At 71.2% G+C, this 19,727-nt stretch carries 19 protein-coding genes; 6 read left to right on the top strand and 13 right to left on the bottom strand.

Going from position 1 to position 19,727, the window contains the following annotated elements; genetic code table 11:
* Positions 1 to 2: 2 nt before the first annotated feature.
* The 10 genes from P0084_RS06515 to P0084_RS06470 form a co-directional block, all read right to left on the bottom strand.
* A complete protein-coding gene (locus P0084_RS06515; RefSeq protein ID WP_308916015.1) occupies positions 3 to 1,013 on the bottom strand; it encodes a helix-turn-helix domain-containing protein in 1,011 nt (336 codons plus the stop codon).
* 75 nt (positions 1,014 to 1,088) lie between these two features.
* The gene (locus tag P0084_RS06510) at positions 1,089 to 1,625 is read right to left on the bottom strand and encodes a hypothetical protein (protein WP_308916014.1); all 537 of its coding nucleotides are present in this window, start codon (positions 1,623 to 1,625) and stop codon (positions 1,089 to 1,091) included.
* Between the two features lie 7 nt (positions 1,626 to 1,632).
* Positions 1,633 to 2,628: an SDR family oxidoreductase gene (locus tag P0084_RS06505; protein WP_308916013.1), complete on the bottom strand. Its 996-nt coding sequence runs from the start codon at positions 2,626 to 2,628 to the stop codon at positions 1,633 to 1,635.
* A gap of 205 nt (positions 2,629 to 2,833) precedes the next feature.
* On the bottom strand, positions 2,834 to 4,012 hold the full coding sequence (locus P0084_RS06500; RefSeq protein WP_308916012.1) for a zinc-dependent alcohol dehydrogenase: 1,179 nt from the start codon (positions 4,010 to 4,012) through the stop codon (positions 2,834 to 2,836).
* A 97-nt stretch (positions 4,013 to 4,109) separates the two neighbouring features.
* Positions 4,110 to 5,051, bottom strand: a complete 942-nt coding sequence (locus P0084_RS06495) for an ABC transporter permease (RefSeq protein WP_308916011.1) — start codon at positions 5,049 to 5,051, stop codon at positions 4,110 to 4,112.
* Positions 5,048 to 6,091, bottom strand: a complete 1,044-nt coding sequence (locus P0084_RS06490; protein ID WP_308916010.1) for an ABC transporter permease — start codon at positions 6,089 to 6,091, stop codon at positions 5,048 to 5,050. Before P0084_RS06490 ends, P0084_RS06495 begins: the two co-directional genes overlap by 4 nt.
* Positions 6,081 to 7,568 (bottom strand): ABC transporter ATP-binding protein, encoded by a 1,488-nt coding sequence (locus tag P0084_RS06485; RefSeq protein WP_308916009.1) that lies wholly within the window; start codon positions 7,566 to 7,568, stop codon positions 6,081 to 6,083. The genes P0084_RS06490 and P0084_RS06485 overlap by 11 nt, the downstream gene beginning before the upstream one ends.
* A complete protein-coding gene (locus P0084_RS06480) occupies positions 7,565 to 8,836 on the bottom strand; it encodes an amidase (RefSeq protein WP_308916008.1) in 1,272 nt (423 codons plus the stop codon). Before P0084_RS06480 ends, P0084_RS06485 begins: the two co-directional genes overlap by 4 nt.
* Positions 8,823 to 9,797, bottom strand: coding sequence for a BMP family protein (locus P0084_RS06475; protein WP_308916007.1), 975 nt, complete (start codon positions 9,795 to 9,797; stop codon positions 8,823 to 8,825). The genes P0084_RS06480 and P0084_RS06475 overlap by 14 nt, the downstream gene beginning before the upstream one ends.
* Entirely contained in the window at positions 9,794 to 11,092 is a 1,299-nt protein-coding gene (locus tag P0084_RS06470) for an amidohydrolase family protein (RefSeq protein WP_308916006.1), read from the bottom strand. The genes P0084_RS06475 and P0084_RS06470 overlap by 4 nt, the downstream gene beginning before the upstream one ends.
* Before the next feature lie 171 nt (positions 11,093 to 11,263).
* Here P0084_RS06470 and P0084_RS06465 point away from each other — a divergent pair, with 171 nt between their 5' ends.
* On the top strand, positions 11,264 to 11,863 hold the full coding sequence (locus P0084_RS06465; protein ID WP_308916005.1) for a rhomboid family intramembrane serine protease: 600 nt from the start codon (positions 11,264 to 11,266) through the stop codon (positions 11,861 to 11,863).
* A gap of 16 nt (positions 11,864 to 11,879) precedes the next feature.
* Here P0084_RS06465 and hisG read toward each other — a convergent pair whose 3' ends face one another.
* The 3 genes from hisG to hisS all read right to left on the bottom strand — a co-directional run bounded on the left by hisG (position 11,880) and on the right by hisS (position 15,419).
* Positions 11,880 to 12,566 (bottom strand): ATP phosphoribosyltransferase, encoded by a 687-nt coding sequence (gene hisG, locus P0084_RS06460; RefSeq protein WP_308916004.1) that lies wholly within the window; start codon positions 12,564 to 12,566, stop codon positions 11,880 to 11,882.
* Complete coding sequence (locus P0084_RS06455) at positions 12,563 to 13,588, bottom strand: ATP phosphoribosyltransferase regulatory subunit (RefSeq protein ID WP_308916003.1); 1,026 nt, start codon at positions 13,586 to 13,588, stop codon at positions 12,563 to 12,565. The genes hisG and P0084_RS06455 overlap by 4 nt, the downstream gene beginning before the upstream one ends.
* Positions 13,589 to 13,730: 142 nt before the next feature.
* On the bottom strand, positions 13,731 to 15,419 hold the full coding sequence (hisS, locus tag P0084_RS06450; protein WP_308916002.1) for a histidine--tRNA ligase: 1,689 nt from the start codon (positions 15,417 to 15,419) through the stop codon (positions 13,731 to 13,733).
* Positions 15,420 to 15,489: 70 nt separating this feature from the next.
* On the opposite strand from hisS, the gene P0084_RS06445 reads away from it, so the two are divergent.
* From P0084_RS06445 to P0084_RS06425, 5 genes are all read left to right on the top strand, one after another.
* On the top strand, positions 15,490 to 15,684 hold the full coding sequence (locus P0084_RS06445; protein WP_308916001.1) for a SlyX family protein: 195 nt from the start codon (positions 15,490 to 15,492) through the stop codon (positions 15,682 to 15,684).
* A gap of 125 nt (positions 15,685 to 15,809) precedes the next feature.
* On the top strand, positions 15,810 to 17,051 hold the full coding sequence (locus P0084_RS06440; protein ID WP_308916000.1) for an ABC transporter substrate-binding protein: 1,242 nt from the start codon (positions 15,810 to 15,812) through the stop codon (positions 17,049 to 17,051).
* 103 nt (positions 17,052 to 17,154) lie between these two features.
* Positions 17,155 to 18,186 carry a carbohydrate ABC transporter permease gene (locus P0084_RS06435; protein ID WP_308915999.1) on the top strand — a complete coding sequence of 344 codons (1,032 nt, stop codon included), beginning with the start codon at positions 17,155 to 17,157 and terminating at the stop codon, positions 18,184 to 18,186.
* A gap of 1 nt (position 18,187) precedes the next feature.
* Complete coding sequence (locus P0084_RS06430) at positions 18,188 to 19,075, top strand: carbohydrate ABC transporter permease (protein WP_308915998.1); 888 nt, start codon at positions 18,188 to 18,190, stop codon at positions 19,073 to 19,075.
* Between the two features lie 134 nt (positions 19,076 to 19,209).
* Positions 19,210 to 19,719 carry a DinB family protein gene (locus P0084_RS06425; RefSeq protein ID WP_308915997.1) on the top strand — a complete coding sequence of 170 codons (510 nt, stop codon included), beginning with the start codon at positions 19,210 to 19,212 and terminating at the stop codon, positions 19,717 to 19,719.
* Positions 19,720 to 19,727: the final 8 nt, after the last annotated feature.

The following is a 19,727-nucleotide window of genomic DNA, read 5'->3' as shown; positions in this document are numbered from 1 at the left end:
GGTCAGGGCGGGGCCGGATCGTCGGTCCGAGCCTGGTCCGCGCGCCACCTGGTCGGGGTGGTTCCCGTGACGCGTCCGAATTCGCGGTGGAAGTTCGACTTGGTGTTGAACCCGCTTTCCAGCATGGCATCGGTCGCCGTGGCGCCGTTCGCCAGCCGGTCGCATGCATGTCGGACGCGCCAGCCGTTCACGTGGCGCGACACGTTGGCACCGGTCGTGCGGTTCACGGCGGCCGACAGCCGCTTTTCCGGCAAGTGCAGGCGGCGGGCCAGCCGTGCGAGCGTCAGGCCCGGGTCCAGATGCAGCGGCTCGCGCGACAGCAGCGCGTCCAGGCGGGCGACGATCTCGGCATCCTCGACGGTCGGTTCCGGTAGTGGCTCCGCGGAGGCCACGTCCGCCCCGTCCCCCGCGGCGGCGGGCTGCACGCCGACCAGTCCGATCACCAGCAGGAACGCACAGGATGCGATCGTCGTCAGCCACCCGGCCCAGTCCGTCCGGCCAGCGGCATGGGCGAAGGCGATCGAGGCGTCCCCCAATGCGGAGGCGATGAGGGCCCAGCCCGCCGTTTGCCAGAGCCCGGTGGGCAACGGTCCCGATCCCAGGCGGGCGAGCGGCATGTTGCCCGAACCGCGCAACCGCAACAGGACAGCGCTGCCGTATCCGACGAACAACCCGGCCGTGACGACGTCGACGGTCGCGGGCGCGAAGACGCTCGCGAAGAGGGCGAAGGCGGGGGCCGCGGCATGGGGGGCGGCCGCGCGCGGGGACAGGCGTCCGATCATCGCGTCGCGGAACGTGATCCAGACCAAGGGCGGCACGACGGCCGCGCCGACGGGCAGGACGGGTCGCAGGGCCCCGACGCCCCATCCCCCCGCAAGCGCCAAGGCCAGCGATTGCGCCGCGCAGGCCGCCAGCAGCGCGGTCAGCCAGGGCCGGCCGCCCGACGACGCGCTTCGGATCGCGAGCCAGGCCAGCACGGCGGCCGCGAAGGCGGGGACGGGCAACATCGGCATGGACCCATCCTAACCGACATCGGGGCCGCCGCGACCCCGTTCCGGAACGCGCGACGCGTCGGGATGACGGTGGGGTCAGTCCGTCCGAAGCAACGCTCGCGCGCCTTCGAACAGCCAAACGACGGCCAGGGCGACGATGGTGCCGAGGGTCAGCTGCAGAGACGTTTCCCATACGATCGTCGCCAGGGGATCCGTGCGCGTCGCGCCGGCGCCGGCCACCACCGCGGCGATGGCGGCCGTATAGATCAGGGTCGCGTTGTGGCTGGCCATGACGCCCACGACGCCGCCCACGACCACGAAGTACCAGACCGGCACGACCCCGTCCGCCCCCTGTCCCAGGACCCCGCCCACGACCCCGAGGGCCGCGCCCATCGCCAGGGCCAGGACGCGCAGCACCGTCGCGCGCAGCGCCGCCACGGGGGCGGAGGCCACGAGGAAGCTGGCCGCGATCACCGCCGTCGACACGCCCGTCAAGCCGAGCATGCGGCACAGTCCGGCGGAGGCGGTCAGGGCGACCGCGAACTTCGCGGCGAGGACCCACCACGCGTCCTCTTCCGGGGCTTCCGGCGGGCGATAGCCGGGCGTCGTCTCCCGCGGGTCGGCGGGGATCACGGGGACGTCACCGGCGGGGGCGGGCCGCGGCCAGCAGCAGGGCGCCCGCGCCCAGCAGGGCCGCCGCCGCGACGGGATGCTTCTGCGCCATGAGGAAGGTGGATCCGCCGCGCGGCGGCGGGCCGGGCTGGTTCGACCGTTCCCGCAGGCCCCGCGCGCTGGACCACAGGTTGTCGCGCATCCCCGCCCGCGGCGGCGTGTCGGACGTCTGCAGGAACCGGCCCAGCAGCTCCATCCCCAGATCGGTCAGCTGCGGGGCCACGCGCCCCGCCTTGGCGGTCAGCCAGCCCGCCCCGCCCACGTCCAGGTCGCGCGCGTCGCGCGTGCAGGCATGGGCGATCGCATCGGCCACGACCTCCGGCGCATAGGCGCGGGGCGGGTTCTTCGTTCCCGCAGCACCCGTGAAGTCGCGCGCATGCTCCATGTATGGGGTATCGACCGAGCCGGGCTTGATCAGGGTGATCGACAGGTCGAGACCGTCCTCCCGGCACTCCATGCGCAGGGCGTCGGTAACGGCCTTCAGCGCGTGCTTCGACGCCGAATACGGCCCCTGCAGGATCATCGCGCGGTCGGACAGTTGACTGCCGACCGTGACGATCTTGCGGCACAGGCCGCGGCGGTGCAGGGCCACCGCCTCCAGCATGCCGTGAAGCGCGCCCCAATAGTTCGTCTCGAACAGGCGGCGCTGGTCATCCAGGGGCACCTGCTCGACGGTCCCGTAGATCGCGACGCCCGCATCGTTGATCCACGTGTCGATGCGCCCCCAGCGATCAAGGCCCGTCTGCGCCGCGGCGCGCAGCGCGTCGCGGTCGGTCACGTCGGCGGGGGCCGCGATGGCGCTGGGCAACTCGGCGGCCAGCCGATCCAGATCGCCCGCGCCGCGCGCGACGAGGATCAGCTTGGCACCGCGACCGGCTAGCAGGCGCGCCGTGGCGAGGCCGATGCCGGACGTGGCACCCGTCAGGAGCACGACCTGATCGGAGAGGGGGCGGAAGTCGGTCATGTCGAAGCCTTCGTCAAAGGATGCCGAGGAAGAGAAGCAGGCCGCCCGTCAGCAACAGGCTGACGAGGATGGACCCCAGGCATCCGAGCCTGTTGGAGAAGAAGACGAACACGGGCGGATCACCCATTCTCCCCGGGCGTGGCCCGAGGGTCCCGATGGCGGGGAGATCCACGGCGCGGGTCCGCCGATGGTGCCGATGCCGGTCTCACGGCGTCAGCACCACCTTGATGCAATCGTCCTTCTTGTCCCGGAACGTCTCGTACAGGTCGGGCGCGTCGGCCAGGCGACCGCGATGGGTGATCAGGAACGTGGGATCGATCCGCCCTTCGCGGATGTGGTCCAGGAGGACGTCGGTGTGCTGCAGCACGTGCGTCTGCCCCATGCGGAAGGTCAGCGCCTTGCCGAAGGCCGCGCCGATGGGAAACTTGTCCACGATCCCCGCATAGACCCCGGGCAGGCTGACGATCCCGCCCTTCGAGCAGCACAGGATCGCCTCGCGCAGCGCGTGCGCCCGGTCGGTCATCTGCATCGTCGCTGTCTTGACCCGGTCGTGGACCGTGTCGATGACGCCCGCGCCGTGCGCTTCCAGGCCGACGGCATCGATGACCTTGCCCGGCAGGCGGCCCTGCGTGGCGTCCATCAGCGCGTCGTAGGGCTTGATCTGCGACCGGTCGATGGGAATGCCCCCGTGCTGGGCGGCCAAGGCCAGCCGTTCGGGAACGTCGTCGATGACGAAGACGCGATCGGCCCCCAGGAGCAGGCACGACTTCAGCGCGAACAGACCCACGGGGCCTGCGCCCCAGATGGCGACCGTGTCGCCGGAGCCGACCTCCGCGTTCACGGCGGCCTGCCAACCGGTGGGGAAGATGTCGGTCAGGAACAGGACCTGCTCGTCCGACATGCCGTCGGGGACCTTCATGTGCGTGGTATCGGCGAAGGGCACGCGGACGTATTCCGCCTGCCCCCCGTCGTAGCCGCCATAGAGGTGGGAATAGCCGAAGAGCCCGGCGGAGGCCTGACCGTTCAGCGTGGCCAGCTTCTCCGCGTCGCGGTTGGATTCGTCGCAGAGCGAGTATTCCTCGTTGCGGCACCACAGGCAGGAACCGCAGGCGATGGTGAAGGGGATGAGGATACGATCGCCCTTCTTCAGGTCGCCGTTCGCCGCGGCGTCCGGTCCGACATCCTCCACGATGCCCATGAACTCGTGTCCGATGATGTCGCCCTTGCGCATCTCCGGGATGAAGCCGTCGAACATGTGCAGGTCGCTGCCGCAGATCGCGGTGGACGTGACCCGGATCACCGCATCGCGCGGATGCTCGATGCCAGGGTCGGGATGGGTGTCGACGCGGAAGTCTCCGGTCCCGTGATAGGTGACGGCGCGCATGGGGCGGCTCCCTTGCCGTTCGCTTTGATGCTGCGGTGGGACATAGCGACGGCGCTTCGGGCGGCCAGAGTTATTCCACGTCAACGGGTTGGAGGCGTCACCGTTCGCCGCGGCGATAGGGGGTCATCAGGGCCTCCGGCACCTCCGCGCGGCGGGCGACGAGGATCAGGGCGGCGATGGACAGCAGGTAGGGCGCCATCAGGAAGACCTGATAGGGAACCCCCTCGACCGCCGTCTGCAGGCGAAGCTGGTAGGCGTCGAAGAACGCGAACAGCAGCGCCCCGAGAAGCGCCTTGCCCGGTCGCCAGGAGGCGAAGACGACGAGGGCGATGCAGATCCACCCGCGGCCCTGCACCATCTCGGGAAAGAACGAGTTGAAGGCCGCCATGGTCAGGAACGCCCCGCCCACGCCCATCAGAGCGGATCCGGCCACGACCGCGCCGATGCGGATGGCGATCGGGTCCAGGCCCTGCGCCTCGACCGCGTGGGGGTTCTCGCCGGTCATGCGGATGGCCAGGCCCAGCGGCGTGCGGGCCAGGCCCCAGGCCAGCAGCAGCGCCGTCGCCAGCGCGAGATAGGTGGGCGCGGTCTGCGCGAACAGGACCTGGCCCAGGAACGGCACGTCGGACAGCGGACCCAGGTCCAGGGGGCGGAAGGGTTCTATGGTGGGGGGGCTTTCGCCCACGGTCACGATCAGGCGGTAGAGGTAGTAGGCCAGTGCGGACGCGAACAGCGTGATCCCCAGCCCCGACACGTGCTGCGACAGGCCCAGGGGCACGGTCAGCATCGCATGGATCAGGCCCATCAGCGCACCCGACACCGCGGCCACCGCAAGGCCGGCCCAAAGGTCGCCGCCCCCGTGGACCGTCAGCCAGCCCGCCATGGCCCCCATCGTCATGATCCCCTCGATCCCGAGGTTCAGCACGCCCGCCCGCTCGCAGAGAAGCGCGCCCAGCACGCCGAAGATCAGCGGCGTGGCGATGCGCAGGACCGCGGCCCACAGCGACGCGTTGGTCAACAGGTCGAGCGCGTCGATCATCGCCGGACCCTATGGGTCGTGAACAGCAGCGCCACCAGCATCGTCAGCAACGACAGCGCGACGATGACGTCCGCGATGAAGGACGGCACGCCCGTCGCGCGACCCATGGCGTCCGCGCCCACGAACACGGTCGCCACGAACACCGCCGCGGCGACCACGCCCGCCGGGTGGAGCGCGGCCAGCATCGCGACGACGATGCCGGCATATCCGAAGCCCGGCGACATGGTGGTGGTGACGCCGCCCGTGACGCCCATGACCTCGATCGCCCCGGCCAGCCCCGCCAGCCCGCCCGACAGGCAGGCCACGCCCATGATCGTGGCGGGCAGGGACACGCCCGCGAAGGCGGCGGCCCGCGGGTTCAGGCCCGCGGCGCGTGCTTCCAGCCCCCAGGTCGTGCGCGCCAGGACCAGCCAGACGACGCCGGCCGTGGCGACCGCGACCAACAGCCCGAGGTGCAGACGGGTGCGCGGGACGAGATCGGGCAGGCGGAACGCGCCGTCGACGGGGACCGATTGCGGCCAGCCGAAGGCGAGAGGGTCGCGCAGGGGGCCTTCGATCATCATGCCGACGAACAGGATCACGACGAAGTTCAGCAGAAGCGTCGTCACCACCTCGTCCACGCCGAAGCGCAGGCGCAGGAACGCGGGACCCGCCAGCAGGGCCGCGCCCGCGGCCATGCCGCACAGCATCAGCACGGGCACGCCCACGGGTCCGGGCAGGGGAAGGGCGTGGCCGATCCAGGCCGTCGTCAGCGCCCCGAGATAGAATTGCCCTTCCCCTCCGATGTTCCACAACCGCGCGCGGAAGGCCGTCGCCGCAGCCAGCCCGGTCAGGATCAGGGGCGTGGCGCGGGTCAGCATCTCGGTCACGGCCAGTCGCGACCCGAGCGCGCCGCGCAGCATGGCCGCATAGGCGTCGAGCGGACCGACGCCCGCCGCGCCGATCAGGCCCGCGGCCAGGACCAGCGCGGCCGCGACCGCGCCGAGGGGGGCCGCGACCGCGAGGTGCAGGGGGACGTGGGCGCGTCGCTCAAACCGCATCCCAGTCCCCCGCCATCATCAAACCCAGTCGCCCCGCATCGGCGTCGCGAGCCGCGACGGGATCGGACAGGCGGCCCTTCACGATGGCCTGCATCCGGTCGGCCAGGGCCAGCGCCTCGTCCAGCTCCTCGGTGATCAGCAGGATGGCCGCACCCGCGTCGCGGGCCGCCAGCAGGGCGGCGTGGACGGCCGCGATGGCGCCCTCGTCCAGGCCGCGGGTCGGCTGCGCCGCCAGCAGGAAGCGCGGATCCGTGGTCAGGCCGCGCCCGACGATCAGCTTCTGGATGTTCCCCCCCGACAAAAGCCGCGTGCGCGTCCCGGAGGCGGCCCCGCGCAGGTCGAACCGTTCGATCAGCGCGTCGGCATGACGCCGCGCCGTGCGCTGCCGCACGAACCCCCCGACGGAGAAGTCGGCCAGCCGTTCCAGGACGGCGTTCTCCCACACGGTCATCTCGCCTATGACGCCTTCGGCGTTGCGGTCCTCGGGGATGCGAGCGGCGCCCGCGCGGATCATGTCGCGCGGGCCGTGGCGGGTCACGTCGCGCCCGTCCAGGGTCACGGTGCCATGCCGGGGCGGCGACAGGCCCGACAGCAGCGCCCCCAGGGCCGCCTGCCCGTTGCCCGAGACGCCGACGATGCCCAGGATCTCGCCCGACCGGATCGTCAGCGACACGCCGTCCAGCCCGTCGGTCCGCACGTCCCGCGCGACGAGCATCGGCGCGCCCGGCCGGCGGCCGCGTCGGACGGGACGCTCGACCCGGCGGCCCACCATCAGTTCGGCCAGCTCCGCGGGCGTGGTGTCGGCGGTGGCGCGTTCCGCCACCTTGCGGCCCCCGCGCAGGACCGCGACCCGGTCGGCGCCCGCCATGACCTCGTGCAGCTTGTGGCTGATGAACACGACCGACAGGCCGCCCCGCGCCATGCCACGCAGCGTTTCGAACAACCGCGCGGCCTCCGGCCGGGCCAGCACGGCGGTCGGCTCGTCCAGGATCAGGATGCGGGCATCGCGGTAGAGCGCCTTGAGGATCTCGACCCGCTGGCGTTCGCCCACCGACAGGCGCGCTACCCTCGCGTCGGGGTCCACCGGCAGGCCGAAGCGGTCCGACAGGTCCAGCAGCCTGGCCCGCGCGGCCGTGCGGTCGGACCGGGGGCGCCAAAGGGATTCCGATCCCAGGACGACGTTGTCCAGGACGGTCAGGTTCGCCGCCAGGGCGAAGTGCTGGTGGACCATGCCCACGCCCGCATCGATCGCGGCGCGCGGCCGTCCGGGGGGCAACGGACGGCCCATGACGCGGACCTCTCCCGCATCGGCGGCGTAGTGGCCGAAGAGGATGTTCATCAAGGTGGTCTTCCCGGCCCCGTTCTCGCCCAACAGGGCCAGCACCTCGCCGCGGTCCAGATGCAGGGTCACGTCCTCGTTCGCCGCGATGGGGCCGAACCGCTTCGTGATGCCCTCCAGCGCCAGGACCTCCGTCATGCGGCGATCCGGGCGGCGAGCGACAGGAGCGTGGCGTCCGTCCCCGCGGGGGCCAGGACCTGAACGCCGACCGGAAGGCCGTCACGCCGCCCCGCGGGCATCGCAAGGGCGGGCAGTCCGCAGACGTTGGCCACCGCGGCGTTTGGGGCCACCGCCTCCATGGCGGCCAGATGGGCATCCACGTCGGTCGCAGCGAAGTCGAAATGCCCCGGGCGGGGCGGGGGGCCGGACAGCACGGGCATCAGCAGGACGTCGCAGGCATCGAACGACGCTCCCGCGGCGTGGGTCAGGCAGGCCACCTCGCGCGTCAGGGCGAAGACTTCGGGCCCGGACAGGGCGCGGCCCCGGTCGGCGGCCGCGGCGATCAGGGGCGGCACGTCCGCCACCCAGGTGGCGTCCAGCCATTCGGCCAGCGACACGCAGAGCACGTCGCCCGCGACCGCGTGGCACTTTGCGCCAAGATCGTCGGGGGCCGGAACGGGCGAGACGGAACAGCCCGCGGCGGCGAACCGGTCCGCGACCGCACGCACGGCGTCCCGCCCCGCGTCGTCCGCGCGGTCCGGCAGGGCCATTCCGACGCGGACACGTCCGGGCAGGGGCCGAACCGGCGCGTCCGACGCGGTCAGGGCGTGGACGAGGGCCACGTCGCGCAGGCTGCGGGCCACCACCCCGTCACCTGCCAGCCCCATCAGGTGGTTGTCGAAGCGAGGCCCGCGCACCAGCGCCCCGCGCGACGCCTTCAGCCCCCACAGGCCGCAGCACGCGGCCGGTACGCGGATCGAACCCGCGGCGTCGGTCGCATGAGCCAGCGGGACCAGCCCCCGCGCCACGGCGCTGGCGGCCCCACCCGACGAGCCGCCGGGGCTCCGGGCGTCGTCGAACGGGTTTGGCACGGGGTCGGTGGTCAGGGCGAAGCCGAAGGGCGGCACCGCTGACAGCCCGATGGGCACCGCGCCCGCGGCACGCAGGCGGGCGAACCAAGCCGAATCCTCGTCTGGATCCGACGTGGCGGCGCGCATCGCGTCGCATCCGGCGGCAGGCGCCAGGCCGCGTGCCGCCGATCCCAGGTCCTTGGCCAGCACCGGCACGCCGCGCAGGGGTCCGGCCGGAGCCGCGTCCGCCGCCGCCAGGACGTCGTCGCGCGGCAGCAGGCGCACCACGGCCGGGTCGCCGCCGCAGGCGGCCCGGGCGGCATCGGCGGCGGCGCGGGGGGTCATGCGCCCGATCGCGATGGCGGCGGCATGTCCGGTCGCGTCAGGCGGGTTCATCGGCCTCGATCGGGACGGTGAAGGCGCCGGACCGGATGGCCGCGCGGCGTTCCTCCATCGCGGGGATGGCGTCCGCGGGGACCATCGCCTCGACGAAGGCCAGTTCGTTGCCGCCATGGGCCATGAAGGAATATTCCGTATAGTCCCGGCCCACGGGGGTTCCGCTCCGGATGTCCGAGAGGATGGCGTCGATGGTCGGGCCGAAGTTCCAGATCGCGTTGGCGAACACCGTTTCGGGATAGCGGGGGGTATAGTCGATCAGCGAGCCGATGGCCTTCACGCCGCGGGCCTGCGCGCCGTCCGCCGTTCCGATCCGCTCCCCGAACAGGATGTCGGCCCCCCCGTCGATCTGCGCGATGGCCATCTCCTGCGCGCGCGCGGGGTCGAACCAGGCGCCGATGAAGCCGTTCAGGAAGGTCGCGTCGGGGCGCACCTCGCGCACGCCCGCGCGGAAGGCGTTGATGAGCAGGTTGACCTCCGGGATCGGATAGCCGCCGACCGATCCGAACGTCCCCGTCTCGGACAGGGGCGCGGCCAGCATCCCGGCCAGGTACGCCGCCTCGTGGTTGCGGGTGCCGAAGACGCCGAAGTTGTCGCCTGCCGGTCCGCCCGAAGACCCCATCAGGAAGGCGGTATCGGGATAGTCGGCCGCGACCTCCCGCGCCTCGCGCTCGACGGCATAGGCCTCGCCCCAGACCAAGTCGACGCCCGCCTCCGCGTATTCCCGCATCGCGCGGGGATAGTCGGTCGCCGCGACCCCTTCGGAGAACTCGTAGGCGATGGTCCCGGCCGCGTCGGCCTGCTGCATCGCCAGGTGGATGCGGCTGTTCCATGCGTTCTCGACCGGGCTGGCATGGACGCAGGCGACGCGGGCGGCGTCCTGCGCGCGGGCCGGACGGATCAGGGCGGGCAGGGCCAGGGCGGCGGCGCCCGTGGTCAGCAGCGTGCGGCGGGTGGTCATGTCGTCTCTCCTGTGGGTGGGGAATAGGTGGCGGGGTCCAGGGTGCCGGGGCGGTCCGGCAGGGACAGGGCCGCGATGCGGGGCGGCGTGCGAGACAGGATCCGCCCGTCGCGGATCACGGCCAGGCGGGTGGCGCGCAGGCGCACGGCCTCGATCGGGTCGCGGGCCTGCAGGACGACCATCGACGCGGGCCCCCCTTCGCGCAGCGTCGGATCCGGCAGGCCCATCGCCGCCGCGCCCCCCAGCGTGACGCTGTGGAACGCCCATTCCATCGCCTCGCGCGAGGTCATGGGCACGGCATGGACCGCCATGTGGGCCACGTCCAGCATGTCAGCGCCGCCGAGCGGATACCACGGATCCATCGTGCAATCCTGCCCGAACGCCACGTTGACGCCGGCGGCGCGCAGTTCCGCCACGCGGGTCAGGCCGCGCCGGCGCGGATAGGTGTCGGACCGGCCCTGCAGCGTGATGTTGATCAGCGGGTTGGGGACCACGTGCATCCCCGATTCCGCGATCAGGGGGATCAGCTTCGTTGCATAGTAGTTGTCGTATGAATGCATCGCCGTGACATGGCTGGCGACGACGCGGCTCCCTAGGCCCAGGCGGGTCGTTTCCGCGGCCAGGGTCTCGACGTGGCGGGACAGGGGGTCGTCGGTCTCGTCGCAGTGCAGGTCCACGGGCAGCCCCCGGTCTGCCGCGATCTCGCACAAGCGGACGACGGACGCCGCGCCGTCGGCCATGGTCCGTTCGAAATGGGGGATGCCGCCCACGACGTCCACGCCCATGTCCAGCGCGCGGATCAGGTTCGCCTCCGCTTCCGGAGCGCGGAACAGGCCGTCCTGCGGAAAGGCCACCAGCTGCAGGTCGATATGGGGCGCGACGCGGCGGCGCACCTCCAGCAGGGCCTCCACCCCCACCAGGGGGGCGGTGGAGACGTCGACGTGGCTCCGGATCGCCAACAGGCCCTGCGCAACGGCCAGATCGCAATAGCGCAGGGCCCGTTCGATCACGGCGTCGGCAGTGAGCCGGGGCTTCAACTCGCCCCACAGCGCGATGCCTTCCAACAGGGTGCCCGACACGTTCAGCCGCGGCAGGCCGAGCGATAGGGTGGCGTCCATGTGGAAGTGTGGGTCCACGAAGGGCGGCGCGACCAGGTGACCGCCCGCGTCGACGACGGTGCCGCTGTCGCCTTCGATGGCCGGGGCGATGCGGACGATGCGCCCGTCGCGGCAGGCGACGTCCACGCCCGCCCTGCCGTCCGGCAGACGCGCGTTCCTGACGATCGTGTCGAACATGGCCCCCGCGTCCCCCTTCCGCGCGACCCTAGGCTGACCGCGGGGGGAGCCCCAAGCGGATTCGCGGTGCCGCTGACCGGAATCGGGGGACCCGTCGCCCGAATGCCCGTTCCTTGGGCGGTGGCCGCAGGGGACCTTGCCGCCGGGCATGGTCCGTCTAGGGTCCCGCGCATGATCGGTACCCGACACACGCGCGTTCTGCTGCTGCGCCTCGTGGCCCTTGGGGCCTTCGTCGGCCTCCTGTGGGTGATCCAGGCGGTGAACTGGGCCACGGGGTATTGGATGAACTTCGCCTTCGGCCTGATCCCGCGTCGGGTGGGTGGCCTGGACGGCGTGTTGGGGATGCCGTTCCTCCATGGCAGCTTCCCGCATCTGATGTCGAACACCGCGCCGCTCCTGGTGATGGGCGGGCTGCTGGCGGCGACGGCCACGCGCGCGTTGATCGCGGTGAACGCGGTCATCGTCGGCGCGGGCGGCGCACTGGTCTGGCTGTTCGGCACCCCGGCGGTGCATGTCGGCGCGTCGGGGCTGGTGTTCGGCTGGTTCGGGTTCCTCGTCGCGCGGGGGCTGGTAGACCGGTCCGCCGTGACGCTGGGGGCTGCGGCCCTGGTCGGCGTCCTCTATGGCGCGCTGATCTGGGGCGTCCTGCCCGGTCGGGCCGGCGTGTCCTGGGAGGCGCACCTCTTCGGGTTCCTGGCGGGCGCGGCGGCGGCGGTCCTGATCCGCACCCGCGTCCACGAGCCTCGCCTGCGCGACGTGGAGCGGCGCTGACCCTCCCCCCGCCGGGTCAGGACGCCAGGCGGTCGGCCAGACGCCTCATCTCGGCCTGCTCCGCCTCCGACCAACCGGCCGTCTTCGACCGCCACAGGGTGGCCTGGCTGGCGTGGATCAGCCCATCGGACAGGACCTTCAGGTGGTTGGCGCGCAGGGTCTCGCCGGTCGAGGTGATGTCGGCGATGGCCTCCGCGGTGCGGTTCAGCACGGTGCCCTCCGTCGCGCCCTGGCTGTCCACCAACGCATAATCGGCGACCTGGGCGGCGCGCAGGAAGTCGCGGACCTGGCGGTGATACTTCGTGGCGATGCGCAACCGGTGGCCGTGTTCCGCGCGGAAGGCGGCCGCCACGGCGTCGAGGTCGTCCAGCGTGTCGCAGTCGGTCCAGGCGGCGGGCACGGCCAGCACGAGGTCGGCCTGTCCGAAGCCCATCCGCGCCACGACGTCCAAGCGGCTGTCCCAGTTGACGACACCTTCGCGCACCAGGTCCGAGCCGGTCACGCCCAGGTGCAGGCGCCCGGCGGCCAGCTCGCGCGGGATCTCGGAGGCCGAAAGCAGGACGAGGGCCATGTCGGCCCCGTCCACGGCGCCCGCGTATTCGCGGTCCGATCCGGTGCGCGACAACGTCAGGCCGCGGTCGGCGAACCAGTCGAAGGTCTTGTCCATCAACCGCCCCTTGGACGGCACGCCCAAACGGATCACGGCAGCATCCCCGGTCGAATCACGCCCCCCACGGCGGGCACGCCGTGGCCCCCGCCGAGGGCCGTGGTCAGCGCGTCGTACCGGCCCCCGGTGGCGACCACGCCGCCGTCGCGGCGGGCGAAGGTGAAGGTGAACCCGTCGTAGTACTCCATGGCGCTGCGCCCGCGGGCGGGGGCGAAGGGCAGGGCGGCGGTGTCGATGCCCCGGGCCGCGAGGGCGCGGCGGCGGGCGTCGAACCGTTCCACCGCAGGGAGCAGGCCCGGCAGCGCCGCGGTCAGGGCGGCCAAGCGGTCCGCGGCGGCATCCATCGGCAGCGACAGATCCAGCAGGGCCTGCAACGCCTGGACCTGCTGTCCCGGCAGCGGGGGCGTCGCGGCGTCCTGCGCCAGCGCGTCGTGGCGGGCCGCGATCTCGGCCGCGCCGCGCAGACCGACCAGGGGGGCCGTCGTGGCGGGTGTCGGGCGGGGGACGACGGCGGTGCCGAAGCGGTCCAGCAGCCGGCGGAAGCGCATGGGCCGCCAGATGTGGCGGCGCAGGGCCGCGCGGCGGCGGGGCGTGGTGTCCAGCGTGTCCACCGCCGCGATCAGGAGGCCCAGGTCGCCCGTGGCGGGGGCCGTGTCCGCATCGCGCAGCGCCGCCGCGATGGAGGCGAGGACGTCCGCATCCGCCGCGGCGCGGTCGGCGTCGCCAAGCCGTTCCAGGCCGACCTGCAGGTATTCGCGCGGCCGGTCGGGATCGTCCTCCTGCCGCCGGAACACCTCGCCCAGATAGGCATAGGCGGCGGGGCCATCGGCCGCGTCCAAGTGGGCCTGGGCGATGGCGACGGTGAAGTCGGGCCGCAGCATCGCTTCGCCCCGCAGGGGGTCCTGGGTGACGAAGGCACGCGCGCGGATGTCCTCACCGTAGAGATCCAGGAGCGGTCCTGCGGGGACGAGGATGGGGGGTTGGACGACCTGCGCGCCCGTGGCGGCGAAGCGGTCCAGCAGGGCGATGGCCCGCGTGCGGGTGGCGGGGGGGATCATGGTCCTGCCACGCTCGGAGGGCGGCCCCCGACCGAGGTGGGGGCAAAGCCCCCGCCGTCGTGCTGCAAGCACGCCTCCGGCGTGACGGGGCGGGCGGGGGCAGCCCGGCGTGCCGCCGGGCGGGACGTCCCTTCTGCGGCGGTCATCGTTCGGTGATCGCCCAAATCGTGTCGATCAACTTGGTGAAATCGGCTTTACCCGTCTTCGGGTCTCGTATGGTTACGGTCTTCTGCGCCTCGTGCGACTTCCACTCGTCCAGACTGGCGCCTTCGGCGATCTTCGCGCCCAGGGCCAGGTCCTTGACCTGGACGACGCTGCGCGCGGCCTCGTCGCTGCCTTGGATGATCGCGGCCGGGCTGTTGCGGCGGTCGGCGTACTTCAGCTGGTTGCCGAAGTTTTTCGGATTGCCCAGATAGACCTCCGCCCGGATGCCGGCGTCCCGCAGCGCGGCGCAGATGGACTGGTAGTCGGCCATGCGGTCGCGGTCCATAACGGTGACGACGACGGGGCCGTCTAGGCGCGTCGCGGTGGCACCCGCCGCTCGCGCGCGTTCGGCCTCCTTCAGGCGCAGGGCGGCCAGCAGGCGGTCCACGCCGATGGAGATGCCGGTGGCGGGCACGGCCTGGCCGGTGAACCGCGTCACGAGGTCGTCGTAGCGGCCCCCGCCCGCGACGGAGCCGAACCGCTGGGGGCGTCCCTTGTCGTCGGTGATCTCGAAGGTCAGTTCGGCTTCCACGACGGGGCCGGTGTAGTAGCCGAGGCCGCGCACGACGGAGGGGTCGATGACGATGCGGTCGGGGCCGTAGCCTTGGGCGGCGAGGAGGTCGGCCATCATGCGAAGTTCTGTCACGCCTTCGGCTGCATCGGACGAGTCTTCTGCAATGGCTTGTAGATATTGAAGTGTCGCCCAGTTCCGCTTGGATGCGTGGCCGCGACTATTCAGTCGGAGTCTCACCCCGTTAGCTGTTTCGTAGGTGCGTCCTAGATCAGTTCCGTTAGCTTCGCTGACGACATCGTCCCACTCCTTGGTCTCCTCGATGTTGCGGAGAACCGATGCGACCTGCTCATTGGTCTCGACGAACTTGATAATAGTAGTCGTTTGATCCCGGCTCAGGTTTGCACCCTTTGTGAAATCACCACTTTCATCTGTTCGCCCGGAGCCGAACAACTCTTTGATTCCGTGTTTTCCCAGGCGGTCGACCTTGTCGATTGCTCTAAGGACTACTCCCCAAGCTTCCTCATTTTCGACCAAACCCGCATTCTCCATCACGCCGTTCAGCACCTTGCGGTTGTTGATCCGCACGACGTAATCGCCACGGTCGATCCCCACGGCCTCCAGGACGTCACACAGCATCGCGGCCATCTCTGCGTCCGCTGCCACGCTCGCCGTGCCCACCGTGTCGGCGTCGCATTGGTAGAACTGGCGGAACCGCCCCGGGCCGGGCTTCTCGTTGCGCCAGACGGGGCCCATCGCATAGCGCCGGTACGGCGTGGGCAGGTCGTTGCGGTGCTGTGCGTACACGCGGGCCAGGGGCGCCGTCATGTCGTATCGCAACGCCAGCCAGTCGCCGGGCTTGGCCTCTTCGCCCTCGCCCCCTTCCTGCCACGCGAAGACGCCCGCGTTGGGGCGGTCCACGTCGGGCAGGAAGGAGCCCAGCGCCTCCACCGTCTCCACAGCCGACGTTTCCAGTGCGTCGAAGCCGTAGCGGTGGTACACGGCGGCGATCTTCCCCAGCATGGCGGCGCGGGCGGTGACGTCGGCGCCGAAGTAGTCGCGGAAGCCCCGGGGGGTGTCGGCGCGCGGCCGGCGGACCTTGTCTTTCTTCGCCATGTCCCACCTATCCTGGTCGGAACGCCCCATAACGCCGCCCGCCCCCGGGCCGCAACCGACGGAGAGGCCCATGGACCCCGATCAGGAGCGCATCGCCCATCTGGAGCGGATCGCCGACGACCTGTCCGAGGTCGTGGCTGACCAGGCGGGCCGGATCGCCGCGCTGGAACGGCGGGTCGCCGCACTGCTGCAGCGCGCCGCGGAGGCGGAACAGGCGGGATCGGGCGGCGTGACGCTGGGGGACGAACGGCCCCCGCATTGGTGACGGCGGCGGACGTCGGGCCACCAAACCCCTTGCAATCCGGCCCCGGAGCCCCGTTAATCCCCCCCGGCCGATACGCAAGGGATCGGGGGTCCCCACGCGGGGCCGCAACGACAGGGGAGAGAACCATGACGATCACCAAGACCGCCCTTCTGGCTGGCGCCGCCACGCTCTTGGCCGGTGCCGCCTGGGCCGATGCCCACGGCTGCGACCTGGGCGAGGGCAACGTCCGCATCCTGGGCAACGAGTTCGGGGCCATCCAGGCCGTCGTCGACCGCGCGATGGAATGCACAACCTCGGGCGACATGTCGGCCAACCTGACCACGGAGCACAAGGAGCTTCAGGTCGCGGCGCTGACGGCCGACCCCGCGCAATACACCGTGGCGATCGTGGCGAACTCGTCCATCGTGCCGCTGCTGAACGACGACCTAATCCGGCCCCTGGACGACCTGATCGCCGAATACGGCCAGGACCTGCTCCCGACGCAGCAGATCTCCGTCGGCGGGCAGGTGATGGCCATCGGGTTCATGGCGAACGCGCAGCACCTGTTCTACCGCGAGGACATCCTGGAGCAGGCCGGCCTGGAGGTCCCGACCACCTGGGAGGAGGTCATCGCCGCCGGTCAGGCCATCCGCGACCAGGGCATCATGGATCACCCCTACATCTCCAACACGATGACGGGTTGGAACCTGGGGCAGGAGTTCAACAACATGTACCTGGGGCTGGGCGGCTCGTTCTTCGAGCCGGGCACCGCCCAGGTCGCGATCAACAACGAGACGGGCGTCAAGGCGCTCGAGACGCTCAAGGCGCTGGCCGAGCTGTCGAACCCCGACTTCCTGACCTACGATTCGAACGCGACCGGCGCCATCTGGGAAGCGGGCGACGCCGCGCTGGCGATGATGTGGGGCTCCCGCGGGGGCGGCATCCTGGACGACGAGGGCTCCACGGAGGAGGTGACGTCCAACACCGTCCTCGCCGCGGCGCCCACGGTCGACGGCGGCTCGATCCCCGCGACGACGCTGTGGTGGGACGGGTTCACCATCGCGCGCAACATCAGCGACGAGGACGCGGCCGCGTCCTTCCAGGCGATGGTCCACGGCATCCAGCCCGAGGTGATGGAGGGCAACGAGGAGGCCGCGGTCTGGCTGATCGAGGGCTACCAGCCCACGCCCGCCGCCGCCGGCGTGGCCGCGTCGGCGCAGGGCGGGGCGATCCCCTACCCGATGCTGCCCTATGCCGGCCTGCTGCACACGGCGCTGGGCAACGAGCTGTCCGACTTCATGCAGGGCCGCGAATCGGCGGAGCAGGCGCTGGCCGACGTCGAGGCGGCCTACACGACCGCCGCGCGCGAGCAGGGCTTCGTGAACTGACGGCCGTCCGGGCGGGGGCGGCCGGGGGGCCGCGCCCGCCCGCCCGATGCGGGGCGATCCGGCGCGATGCCGGGCCGCCCATCGGACAAACGGGGGGCGCCTGATGCCGCATCGCACGTTCTTCTGGTTCATCCTGCCCTCGCTGGTGGCGATGACCCTGTTCATCTTCGTCCCCATCGTGTCGGTCGTGTTCCAGTCGCTCTACGTCGAGCACGAGCAGGTCGTGGTCGTGTCGGAGAACTGCGGCCCCTTCGGCTGCACGGAGGAGACGACCATCGACCAGGACGCCACGCGCGCCCTGCGCGAGGCGGAGCCGCTGGGCCGGTTCGCGGGCCTGTCGGTCTACACCGACCGCGCCCATCTCGCCGCCGACGAGGTCGGAGCGATCTGGGCCGCCTCGACCGGGCTCGGCGACTTCGTGTCCCGGCTGATGAACCTGCCCTTCTACCGCGCGCTGATCTTCACCCTGTCCTACGTCGCCATCGTCACGCCGCTGACCATCGTGTTGGGCCTGGCCATCGCGCTGGGGGTCAACGGGTTGCCCAAGGTCTTCAAGGGCCCCACGATCTTCGTGTCGCTGCTGCCGATGATCGTGACTCCGGTGGTCGGCGCGCTGGTCCTGTACTGGATGATGGAGCAGAACGGCATCCTGGGATCGGCCCTGCAGGCGATCACGGGCGATCCGACCCTTTCGCTGCGGGCGTCCGCCCCGCTGACATGGATCACGCTCTACATCTACGGGGTCTGGTCCTCGGCCCCCTTCGCCTTCATCGTCTACTACGCAGGGCTCCAGACCGTTCCGCAGGAACCGTTGGAAGCCGCGATGGTCGATGGCGCGTCCCGGTGGGAGCGGATCCGCTACGTGGTCATCCCGCATCTGGCGCCGCTGACCGTGTTCATCGCGCTGATCCAGCTGATGGACAACTTCCGCGTCTTCGAGCCCATCGTCAGCTTCAACGCCGGCGCGGTCGCCCCGTCGCTGAGCTACAACATCTACAACGATCTGCGGGGCGAGATCACGCTGTTCAACTCCGCCGCGGCGACCAGCGTGCTGACGATCCTGGGCGTCGTGATCCTGCTGACCCCCGTGCTGCTGCGCACATGGCGGGACTTCACCACGAAGGGGGGGCACTGACATGAGCGCCGACGTCACGTCGCAGAGACGATCCACGGGCCTGGTGGTCGTGTCCTCCGTGCTGGTCCTGCTGTGGGTGGTCGTGGCCTCCTTCCCGTTCCTGTGGACCCTATGGGGGTCCTTCAAGGTCGAGAGCGACTTCTTCAGCCGCACCGATTGGACCAACGCGCTGAACGGAACCCGCACCACCATCGAGACGGGCGGTCCCTTCACGACCAACGGCTATTCCGGCGCCTGGATTGACCAGGACTTCTGGCGCAACGCCATGAACACCGCCATCGTCGTGACCTCGACCGTGGTCATCAGCCTGACCTTGGGCACGCTGGGGGGCTATGCGTTGGCGCGGTCGGGGTTCCGCTACGCGTTCTGGCTTCTGATGATCGCCCTGGTGTTCCGCGCGATGCCCCACATCACGCTGGTGTCGGGCTATCTGCTGCCGTTCTTCGAATGGAACCTTTGGGGGCACCTGCCGACCACGATCATCGTGCTGGTGGCCATCAACCAGCCCTTCACCTTGTGGATGCTGCACAGCTTCTTCCTGCAGATCCCCAAGGATCTGGACGAATCGGCCATGGTCGACGGCTGCAACCGGTTCGAGGCGTTCTGGCGCGTGATCGTTCCGGTGATGTGGCCGGGCGTCATCACGACGGGCCTGTTCAGCTTCCTCCTCGCCTACAACGACTTCACGGTGACCGCCCTGCTGCTGAGCCGCGAGAACCAGACCATGGTGCCCCGCATCGTGTCGTTCCTGGGCTCCACCTTCGAGGCGGGGAACGTCATGTTCGCCGTGGCGGCCGTGGTCAGCATCACCGCGCCGCTCTTCGTGCTGATCCTGTTCTTCCAGCGTCAGATCGTCAGCGGCCTGACGGCGGGGGCGGTGAAGGGCTAGCGCCAATTCCCGGCGCCAGCCGGGAAGGGTTCGATTCAGCGGATCGGACCCAGGCGCGACGTCCGGCGGGGTCCGGTGCGCAGTCGCGACGACGCCTGCCTGGAACCGCGGACTCCCCCGCTCGTTGGCCCGCCATGATCGAACCCGCCTATGCCCGCACGATGGCGCGCTACAACCGGTGGCAGAACCGGTCCCTGATGGACGCAGCGGATGCCCTGGACGACGTGGCCCGCTGGGAGGATCGCGGCGCGGTGTTCCGGTCCATCGCCGAGACGCTGAACCACGTCCTGTGGGACGACCGCGCGTGGCTGGCCCGGCTGGCGGACGACGACGCCACGGCGCGGGCGATCGGGGCGCGCCACCCCTATACGGACGGGCCGCGGGACTGGGACGCTTACAAGGCCGCGCGGGCCGCGCTGGACGGCGTCATCGTGGAATGGGCCGACCACCTGACGCGCACCGATCTGGGCGGGTCCGTGGCCTGGACCCGGGGCGAGGCCGCGGTGCGTACGGGCTTCGGATTCAACGTCGTGCATCTGTTCAACCATCAGACGCAGCACCGGGGGCAGGTCCATGCCATGCTGTGCGAGGCGGGCGCGCCTCCGGGCCCCACGGACCTGCAACGGCTCGCGGAACTGGGCTGACGGCGCGG

The sequence above is a fragment of the Jannaschia maritima genome (assembly GCF_030973515.1).
Classification (GTDB): domain Bacteria; phylum Pseudomonadota; class Alphaproteobacteria; order Rhodobacterales; family Rhodobacteraceae; genus Jannaschia; species Jannaschia maritima.
The sequence above is the reverse complement of the archived record's forward strand: the minus strand, read 5'-3'. Positions and strand labels throughout refer to the sequence as shown.